Below are 9,769 nucleotides of genomic sequence, written 5' to 3'. Positions count from 1 at the left end.
GCCCCACCCCCGCCCCCGGCGCGGAGCCGTCCACTGCCAGCATGGCGAGTGTCATGGCCGAGGCGACGGTTGCCGCGAACGAGGCTGCCGGGCGGCTCGATCCCGAGGCCGGGGAGGTGGTCGCGTTCACGTGGCTGGAGGCGAGCCGCACCCTCGTGATCACCGCGCAACACCTGGCCGTGGACGCGGTGTCCTGGCTGATCCTGCTGGACGACCTGGCCACCGCCATGCGCGGGACGCCCCTGGCGCCGCCCGGCACGTCCTACGCCGAGTACGCCGCCGCGCTGGCCGTCCCGTCCGCCGCGGACTCGGACAGTCTCGGACACTGGATCGAGACGCTCGCCGCCCCCACGCCGCTACCCGTGACCGGGCCGCCGCGCGAGACCGTCGTGGAGATCGCCCCCGAGGTGACCGCCCTCGTGACGCGCACCGCCCCGGCCGCGCTCGGGGTCGGCCTCACCGAGTTGTTGTGCGGCGCGCTGCGGACCGCGCTGACGCACGTCCAGCCGGAGCCCACCGACCTCGCGATCGAGCTGGAGCGGCACGGCCGGGTCCCGGTGCTCGGGCAGCACGACTACAGCCGCACGGTCGGCTGGTTCACCTCGATCGCGCCCGTGCGGCTCACGCCGCGCACCGACCCGGTCGCGGCGGCGCGCGAGCTGGCCGAACGCCAGCCGGACGAGCGCGGCCACCTCGCCTACGGCCGGCTCAGATACCTGAACCCGCAGACCGCGCCGCTGCTCCGCGCCCGCCCGCAGGTGCTGTTCAACTACCTCGGCGCGGCCGGGGAGTCGCGGGCGCTGCACGTCACCGGCGGCGATCCGGGCAGCCCGTACGCCGTCGAGGTCAACGCGTGGCTCGACCCGGACACCGGGACGCTGCGCGCGGCCTTCACCCTCGCCGGCGGCGTCCCCGGCGAGCTGGTCGAGCACTGGCGGCGCGCGCTGGAGCACGTCGCGCAGGCCGCCGCGACCGCCGAGCGGACGGCCCCGGTGACCCCGCTGCAACGCGGGCTGTTCTTCCAGGCCCAGCTCACCGGCCCGGCCGGGCACTACGTCGCCCAGAGCTACTTCACCTTCGACCGGCGGCTCGACCCCGAAGCCCTGGCCGAGGCGATGGCGTACGTGGTCGCGCGGCACCCGGTCGTGGGCGCGGCCTTCGGCACCGACGACGACGGGAACCCGGTCCAGGTGCTCGCGGCGGGCCGCCGGGTCGCGGTCGCGACGCTCACCGTGCCGTCCGAGCAGGACGTCGAGGCGCTGTGCGCCGGCGACCGCGAGCGAGGCTTCGACCCGGGCGAGCCGCCGCTGATCCGACTGACCGTGCTGCGGCTGCCCGGCGGCCACGACGGCCTGCTGCTCAGCTACCACCTGCTGCTGTGGGACGGCTGGTCGCGCGAGATCGTGCTGCGGGACCTGTTCGACGCCTACGCGGCGATCGTCGCGGGCGCGCCGCCGGACCCGGTCCCGGCCACGCCGAGCTTCGAGGAGCACGCCCGGTCGCTGGCCGCCCGGGACGTCTCCGCCTCGGAACGGTTCTGGGCCGGGCACCTGACCGGCCTGACGGGGCCGACGCTGCTGGCGGGCCCGTCGCCGGCGCTGTCCGGCGAGCTGCCGCGCGCGCTCACGCACACGCTGTCCGCCGCGCGGTCGCGGCTGCTGCGGGAGGCGGCCAGAGCGCACGGCGTCACCCTGAACTCGGTGCTGACCGGCGCGTTCGGCCTGCTGCTCGGCGCGCACACGGGCCGCGAGGACGCCGTGTTCGGCGTGACCGTCTCCGGCCGGGAGGGCGAGGGGCTGTCCGGCATCGTCGGCGTGCTGCTCAACACCGTCCCCATGTGGACGCGGGCCCGGCCGGGCGAGACGGTGCGCGCGTACCTGTCGGGCGTGCAGGCGGCCAGGGTCGCGGCGATGGAGCACGAGCACCTGGGGCTCGGCGAGATCCAGCGCGGCAGCGGCCACGACACCCTGTTCGACAACCTGTTCGTGCTGCAGAACTTCCTGGACCTGGACGCGTTCGCCGAGCTGAACGCCCGGCACGGCATCACGGAGGTGCGCGCCGACGACTCCACGCACTACCCGTTCACCTGGGTCGTCACGCCCGGCGACCGGCTCACGGTCAAGCTGGAGTACCGCGACCGGGACACCGGGCGCGCCCGCCGGCTCCTGGACGACTACCTGCGGCTGCTCGACGACCTGGCGCGCCGGACCGGGCCGGTGGGCGCGCTGCCGGGCCTCGGGCCGGTGCCCGAGCCGTCCGCGCGCACGGACATCGGCACCGACACGGTGGTGGACCGGTTCGACCGGGCGGCGGAGCGCGCTCCCGACCGGGTGGCGCTCGTCGCCCACGGCACGAGCATGACGTTCGCCCAGCTCAGGGAGCGTAGCCGGGCGGTGGCGGGGGTCCTGGCCGCGCGCGGCCTCGGGCCGGGCAGGAGCGCCGGGCTGGCGATCCCGCGCTCGCTCGACTCGATCGTGGCGCTGTTCGCCGTGTTGCGCGTCGGCGCCGCGTACGTGCCGCTCGAACTGGACCATCCGGACGAGCGGATCGCCGCGATCGTCGCCGACGCCCGCCCGGACGTGATCCTCACCGTCGGCTCCGTCTCCCCCCGGCTGGGCGGCGCGCCGGTCGAGCTGATCGAGCTGGACCGGCCCCTGCCCGAGGCCGAGCCGTTCGTCACGTTCGCGCCCGGCGACCCGGACCGCCTGCGGCACCCCGCGTACACGATCTACACCTCGGGCTCGACCGGCCGGCCCAAGGGTGTGGTGACCGAGTACGCCGGGCTGACGAACATGCTGATCAACCACCAGCGCCGGATCTTCGAGCCGGTGCTGGCCGAGCACGGCCACCGGGTCTTCCGGATCGCGCACACGGTGTCGTTCGCGTTCGACATGTCGTGGGAGGAGCTGTTGTGGCTCGCCGACGGCCACGAGGTGCACATCTGCGACGAGGAGTTGCGGCGCGACGCGCCCCGGCTGGTCGGGTACTGCCTGGAGCACGGGATCGACGTCATCAACGTGACCCCCACGTACGCGCAGCAACTGGTGGCCGAGGGCCTGCTGGACGACCCCGCGCGGCGGCCCCCGCTGGTGCTGCTGGGCGGCGAGGCGGTCACCCCGGCGTTGTGGCGGCGGCTGGCCGGCACCGAGGGCACGGCCGGCTACAACCTGTACGGCCCCACCGAGTACACCATCAACACCCTCGGCGTCGGCACCTTCGAGTGCGCGGACCCGGTGGTGGGCGTGGCGATCGACAACACCGACGTGTACGTGCTGGACCCGTGGCTGCGGCCGGTGCCGGACGACGTCCCCGGCGAGCTGTACGTGTCGGGGATCGGCATCGCGCGCGGCTACCTCGGGCAGCCGGCGCAGACCGCGCACCGGTTCGTCGCGTGCCCGTTCGGCGAGCCGGGCGAGCGCATGTACCGGACCGGGGATCTCGTGTTGCGGCGGCCGGACGGGAACCTCGTGTACCTGGGCCGCACCGACCAGCAGGTCAAGATCCGCGGGCACCGGGTCGAGCCGGGCGAGGTGGAGGCGGTGTTCGCGGCGCACCCGGCGGTGCGTTTCGCCGCGGCGGTGGCCCAGTCCGATCCGCAGGTGGACGGGGCGTACCGGCTGGCGGCGTATCTCGTGCTGGACGGGTCCGACCTCGCGACGGTCGCCGCCGAGGCCGGGGCGGGGCTGCCGGACTACCTGCGTCCCACGCACTACGCCCAGGTGGAGGCGATCCCGCTGACCGTGAACGGCAAGGCCGACACCCGGGCGCTGCCCGAGGCCAAGCCGCTGGGCGCGCTGACCACGTCGGCCGAGCGCGGCCCGGAGACCGAGACCGAGACCACGGTGTGCGAGCTGTTCGCCGAGGCGCTGGACCTGGACGACGACGAGGTGAGCGCGGTGGGCGACTTCGTGTCGCTCGGCGGGCACTCCATGCTGGCGGTGCGGCTGATCGGGCTGCTGCGCCGCGAGTACGGCCCCGTGGTCACCATCCGCGACCTGTTCACCCTGCGCACCCCCGAAGCGATCGCCAGGCACCTCGATGAGCACTCCTGACCGCCCCGGGCCCCGCACGGGCGCCCCGGCGAGCACTCCCCGCACCGGCTCCGCCATCCTCCGGACCGCGCTGCGGCGCAACGCGGGCGCGATGGCCGGGGGCACCGTCCTGATGGGCCTGTACCAGGCGGCCGAGACCGCCTTCCCGATCGCGCTCGGCCTGATCGTCGAGCACACGATGCGCGAGCGCGGCCTCGGCGCGCTCGGCTGGTCGATCGCCGCGCTGGCCGTGATCATCACGACGGTGTCGCTGTCGTGGCGGTTCGGGATGCGCATCCTGCAGAAGGCCAACACGACCGAGGCGCACCGCTGGCGGGTGCAGGTCGCCGACTGCGGCCTCCAGCCGGTGGCCAAGGACACCGATTTCAGGTCCGGCGAGGTGCTGACCATCGCCACCGAGGACGCCGACCAGACCGCCGACATCATCGAGGTGGTGCCGCTGCTGATCAGCTCGCTGGTCGCGGTGCTGGTCAGCGCGGTCGCGCTGGGCATGGCCAGCCTGTGGCTGGGCGTGCTGGTGATCGTCGGGACGATCGCGATCCTGTCGATCCTCAGCGTGCTGTCCCGGCGGATCGGCACCAGCACGCGGGAGCAGCAGGCCCGGGTGGCGCGGGCGGGCGCGAAGGTCGCCGACCTGATCGTCGGCCTGCGCCCGCTGCACGGGTTCGGCGGCAACCACGCGGCGTTCCGGTCCTACCGGAAGGTCAGCACGGAGGCGAGGGCCCAGGCGGTCACCGTCGCCGGGGTGAACGGCGCGTACGCCGGTGCCGCGCTGGCGCTCAACGCGCTGCTCGCCGCCGCGGTGACGCTGACGGCGGGCTGGCTGGCGCTGGACGGCCGGATCACCATCGGGCAACTCGTGATGGCCGTGGGGCTGGCCCAGTTCATCATCGAGCCGCTCAAGCTGTTCTCGGAGATGCCGAAGTACGTGATGATCGCGCGGGCGTCGGCGGAGCGGATGGCGCTGGTGCTGGCCGCGTCCCCGGTGATGTCCCCGGGGACGCTGAGCCCGTCCCCGGGGGGTGACCTGGAGGTGGACGGCGTCCGGCACGGGTCGCTGCGCGAGCTGAAGTTCCATGTGGCGGCTGGCGAGTTCGTGGCCATCGCCGCCTACCAGGCGCGCGCGGCGGACGACCTCGTCGCGGTCCTGGCGGTGGACGTCCCGCCCGCCTCGTACGAAGGTGTGGTGCGGGTCGGCGGGCGGGAGGCCGGGGAGCTGTCGATCGCGGCGGTACGCGAGCACCTGCTAGTCAACCCGTACGACGGGGAGATCTTCGCGGGCACCCTGCGCACGAACATCGACCCGGCGGGCACCGGCCGCCTGGTCGCGCAGGCCGTGGAGGCGTCCATGCTGACCGACGTCGTCGCCCTGCACCGCGAGGGGCTCGACCACGAGGTCCGCGACCGCGGCGCGAACCTGTCGGGCGGCCAGCGCCAGCGCCTGTCCCTGGCCCGCGCCCTGGCCGCCGACCCGGACATCCTGGTCCTGCACGACCCGACCACGGCCGTGGACGCGGTCACCGAGCAGCTCATCGCCCGCAACCTCGCGGCGCTGCGCCGGGGCCGCACCATGATCGTGATCACCAGCAGCCCCGCCCTGCTGGACGCCGCCGACCGGGTGCTCGTCCTGGACGGCGGCGTCATCACCGCCGAGGACACGCACCGCAACCTCCTGGCCACCGACGAGGGCTATCGCCTGGCGGTGGCCAGGTGAGCCCGGCCGCCATCCATCGATCGCCCCTGAGAGGACCGAGCATGAGCAACCCCTTCGACGACCCGGACGGCCGCTTCCTGGTGCTGGTCAACCACGAGAACCAGCACTCCCTGTGGCCCGCCTTCGCCGAGGTGCCCGGCGGGTGGACCGTCGTCCTGCCCGAGAGCGGCCGGGACGCCTGCCTGGACTACATCGAGGCCCACTGGACCGACCTGCGGCCCCGGTCGCTGGCGGAAGGATCGGGCCGCGCCTGAGCGCGCCTCACCAGTTGGCCTCCCGGGGCCGGCTGCGGTCCTCGGTGGCGACCAGGACGTCGAGCAGCAGTTCCTGCAGTTCGGCCCGGGTCGCCGCGTGGGCCGGGCGGTCCCACAGGTTGTCCAGCTCCGCCGGGTCGGCCGCCAGGTCGTACAGCTCGCCGGCGCGGGCCCGGGTGGTGGACGGCGCGCCGTGGTAGACGACGATCTTCCACCGGTCGTGCCTGAGCATCGTGGTGTGCACGGGCTCCTCGTACGGGTGGCCGCTGTTGCGGTACTCGCACAGCGCCCATCCCCTGACCTGCGCGTCCCGGTCGCCGCGGGCCGTCGGCAGCAGGTCCAGCCCCTGCCCGCGGGCCTGCGGCGGCGCACCGGCGGCGGCCAGGAAGGTCGCCCCCAGATCGAGCCACTGGACCAGCTCGGCCCGCCGCGCCCCGGCGGGCAGCCCGGCCGGCCAGCGCAGCACGAGCGGGACCCGGACCGCGCACTCGTACATCATCGGGCCCTTCAGCATGAGCTGGTGGTCGCCGAGCATCTCGCCGTGGTCGCTGGTGAAGACGACCAGCGTGTCCTCGGTCAGGCCGGCCGCGTCGAGGGCGGCGAGGATGCGGCCGACCTCGTCGTCCACGAGGCTCACCATGGCGTAGTAGTTGACGCGGACGTCGTGGAGCTCGGCCTCGGTGTACTCCGTGTAGCCGCGGGCGGCGCCGGCGTAGGAGCGGTGCGACGCCTCGGTCTGCACGGGCGGCTTGCCGGCCAGCTCCTGGTCCCGGGTGACCGGCCGCCGCAGGGTCCGGTGGCGGTAGCGCTCGACGTACTCCTGCGGCGCGCCGAAGTCGTGGTGCGGGTCGAAGAAGTTGGCCACGAAGAAGAACGGCTTGCCGGTGTCGCGCGAGTGCCGGATGAAGTCGATGGTCTCGTCGCCGATCCACCGGCTGTAGTGGAACTCCGTCGGAAGGGTGTCGAAGCCGGACCCCGGAGCGGCCCGGGCGGCGGCCTCGTACAGGTCCGGCCGGACGGCCCGCAGCCACCGGTGGTAGGCGTTCTCCGACGAGCCGACGTACGGGTCGTGCGCCCAGCGGAAGACGCGGAAGCCGTCGTCCAGCCGCGGTTCCGTACGGCCGTCGGCGCACGCCCCGCCGACGTGGAACTTGCCGGCCAGGCCGCAGTCGTAGCCGTGGTCGGCCAGGGCGCGGGAGAACAGGTGCTCGTGCGCGGGCAGCCCGACGCCGTTGGCCCACACGCCGTGGGCGTGCACGTAGCGGCCGGTCATGAGGCTCGCGCGGGAGGGGCCGCAGACCGGGGCCTGCACGTAGCAGTTCTCGAACAGCACGCCCTGGGCGGCGAGCCGGTCGAGGTTGGGGGTGTCGATCTCGTCGTTGCCGTAGGCGCCCATCGCGTCGAAGCGCTGCTGGTCGGTGCAGATGAGCAGGATGTTCGGCCGGTTCATCGCTCTCCTTCGAGGTCGGGGGCGGTGGTCGGAGGTGGGGAAGCGCATAGGCGAACGTTCGCCTATGCTGGGCGACCCCGCGCGGATCCGTCAACCCCTGGCGACCGCGCGGTAGGGTGAGAGCGGCATCGCCGTCGATGCGAACGTTCGCCTTCCGGAGGTGGCACCGTGGCCTCGCTCAGAGACGTCGCCGCGCGCGCCGACGTGAGCTTCCAGACGGTGAGCAAGGTGCTCAACGGCAAGGGCGCGGTCGCGCCCGCCACCCGGCGGCGCATCCTCGATGCGGCCGAGGAACTCGGCTACGTGCCCAACGCGCTGGCCCGCAGCCTGCAGTCGCGCAGCTCCCTGACCCTCGGCGTGATCACCGTCGACTTCGCCAGCGCGACCCCGGCGCGGTTCCTCGTCGGCATCGAGCGCGAGGCGCGTCAACACGGCCTCAGCGTGCTCCTCAGCAGCCTGGAGCCGGACGGCTCCGACTGCGTGCGCTACCTGCGGGTGCTGATGGAGCGCCGGGTCGACGGCATCATCATGAACGCCCCGGCGACCGAGGAGGACGAGGAGGTCGGCCGGGTGCTGCGGACCGGCCCGCCCGCCGTCAGCCTGCACGACATCGCCGGGGGCGGCGTCCCGAGGGTCTCCCCCGAGTCCGCGGGCACCGCGGCGCTGCCGATCCGCCACCTGCTCGCCCTCGGCCACCGCCGGATCGCCATGGTGACCGGCCTGCGGCGGCAACACAGCGCGCGACGGCGCACCGCCGTCTACCGGCAGGTGCTGGCCGAGCACGGCGTGCCGTACGACCCGCGGCTCGTCGAGGACGGCGGGTGGCAGGTCGAGGGCGGCTACGCGGCCACCCACCGGCTGCTCGACCGGGCCGGCGACCTCACCGCGATCTACGCGCAGAACGACTTCATGGCGGTCGGCGTGCTCAACGCGCTGCACGAGCGCGGCCGGCGGGTCCCCGACGACTGCTCGGTGGTGGGCTGCGACGATCACCCGGTCGCCGCCCGGACCATCCCGCCGCTGACGACCGTGCGCATGCCGTTCTTCGACACCGGGGCCGCGGCCGTCCGCCTCCTCCTCGACCGCGTCGCGTCGGGCGGCGCGCCGCCGGACGACACCGTGCTCCCCGTGAGCATGGTCTACCGCGCCTCGACCGGCCCGGCCGGAGCCTGAGGCGGCAGAACTCCCACCCGAGCGGCGGCGTGGTGGCGGATGTTCGATTGTTCACGGTTGTCCGGACGGCCTTCCCCGGCCGGGGGCGGACGGTGAAACGTCGAGGTCACCGACCTTCCCACGTACCGGAGGAAGCACCATGTTCCGAGCCTTCGCCACCGTCACGCTGGCCGCCGGCCTTCTTCTCCTGCCGCCGTCCGCGGCGCACGCGCAACCCGGCCCCGGCCCCGGCCGGGGCGACGACGGCTCGATCGGGGCCGCGCGCAAGGGCTGCACCGGCGCGCGCTGCGACGGGCTGGACCCGATCGCGCTGGGCTGCGACGCCGGCGCCCGCACCACCTACCGGCTGGCCACCCGGCTCGGGACGCTGGAGCGCCGCCACAGCCGCTCGTGCGACGCCTCGTGGGCGCGGATCACCGGGGCCAGGCCGGGAACCTGGTTCTACGTCCAGTCCTGCCGCGCCTCCAGCGTCCGCGCCTTCCAGGTGCCGCCCGGCTACACCCACGCCTACACCGACATGGTGCCCGGGTCCGGGGACGTCAGGGTGGGCAACACGGCCGGCCACGGCCCCTGCTGACGGCTCACGCGCAACGTGTGCGGACGACCGGGCCGTCACCCTCCGGGGTGCGCACGAACGCCTCGGCGTACACGCAGCCTGACGTGGTCAGGAGCAGATTCCCGTGGCTGGTGGGGCTCTGGCCGCCGAAGGAACTGGGCGCGGACACGCGGTCGGCCGGGCGGCGGAGCACGATGTGCACGACCCGGTCCTGGCCGTGCGGGCCGAGGACCTGACCCCAGCTCGCCCGGCACGAGGGCTGGTGGCGCAGGCGCAGCCGGCCGAACTCCGCGCCGCCGGGCAGCCGCACGGACACCTCGTCCAGGGTGATGACCGTCGCGACGACGGCGGGCGAGCCGCACTCGGCGCGGATCGGGTCCATGCCGTCGCCGGGACGTCCCGGCGACGGAAGCACCTCCGCCAGTTCGCGCCACTCCCCCGTCCCGGCGGACGCGTCCGGGACGGCGGGATCCCCCTGCCGACCCGGCTTCAGCAGCCAGAGCACAGCACCGGCCAGCACGACCACGACGAGCAACACCCCGACCAGCACGAACGCCCGCAACCCCCGCC

7 protein-coding genes are annotated in these 9,769 nt (G+C 74.3%); 5 read left to right on the top strand and 2 right to left on the bottom strand.

What is annotated here, in order from left to right:
- Window positions 1-41: 41 nt before the first annotated feature.
- Genes FAF44_RS49335 through FAF44_RS49325 form a run of 3 tightly spaced genes read left to right on the top strand, consistent with a single transcriptional unit; the run spans window position 42 to window position 6,020 of the window.
- Window positions 42-4,052, top strand: coding sequence for an amino acid adenylation domain-containing protein (locus FAF44_RS49335; RefSeq protein WP_237110405.1), 4,011 nt, complete (start codon window positions 42-44; stop codon window positions 4,050-4,052).
- Complete coding sequence (locus FAF44_RS49330; RefSeq protein ID WP_237110404.1) at window positions 4,039-5,766, top strand: ABC transporter ATP-binding protein; 1,728 nt, start codon at window positions 4,039-4,041, stop codon at window positions 5,764-5,766. The genes FAF44_RS49335 and FAF44_RS49330 overlap by 14 nt, the downstream gene beginning before the upstream one ends.
- Window positions 5,767-5,807: 41 nt before the next feature.
- Complete coding sequence (locus tag FAF44_RS49325; RefSeq protein WP_237110403.1) at window positions 5,808-6,020, top strand: MbtH family protein; 213 nt, start codon at window positions 5,808-5,810, stop codon at window positions 6,018-6,020.
- 7 nt (window positions 6,021-6,027) lie between these two features.
- On the opposite strand, the gene FAF44_RS49320 is transcribed toward FAF44_RS49325, so the two are convergent.
- A complete protein-coding gene (locus tag FAF44_RS49320) occupies window positions 6,028-7,470 on the bottom strand; it encodes a sulfatase (protein WP_237110402.1) in 1,443 nt (480 codons plus the stop codon).
- A gap of 168 nt (window positions 7,471-7,638) precedes the next feature.
- Here FAF44_RS49320 and FAF44_RS49315 point away from each other — a divergent pair, with 168 nt between their 5' ends.
- Both FAF44_RS49315 and FAF44_RS49310 read left to right on the top strand, forming a co-directional pair.
- Window positions 7,639-8,643: a LacI family DNA-binding transcriptional regulator gene (locus FAF44_RS49315; protein ID WP_237110401.1), complete on the top strand. Its 1,005-nt coding sequence runs from the start codon at window positions 7,639-7,641 to the stop codon at window positions 8,641-8,643.
- Between the two features lie 139 nt (window positions 8,644-8,782).
- Window positions 8,783-9,220: a DUF2690 domain-containing protein gene (locus FAF44_RS49310; protein WP_237110400.1), complete on the top strand. Its 438-nt coding sequence runs from the start codon at window positions 8,783-8,785 to the stop codon at window positions 9,218-9,220.
- Window positions 9,221-9,224: 4 nt separating this feature from the next.
- Here FAF44_RS49310 and FAF44_RS49305 read toward each other — a convergent pair.
- On the bottom strand, window positions 9,225-9,769 hold a 545-nt coding region (locus FAF44_RS49305), incomplete at its 5' end, for a YjfA family protein (RefSeq protein ID WP_237110399.1).

Source organism: Nonomuraea sp. MG754425, assembly GCF_021699195.1.
In the GTDB taxonomy this organism is placed as follows: Bacteria; Actinomycetota; Actinomycetes; order Streptosporangiales; family Streptosporangiaceae; genus Nonomuraea.
The sequence above is the reverse complement of the archived record's forward strand: the minus strand, read 5'-3'. Positions and strand labels throughout refer to the sequence as shown.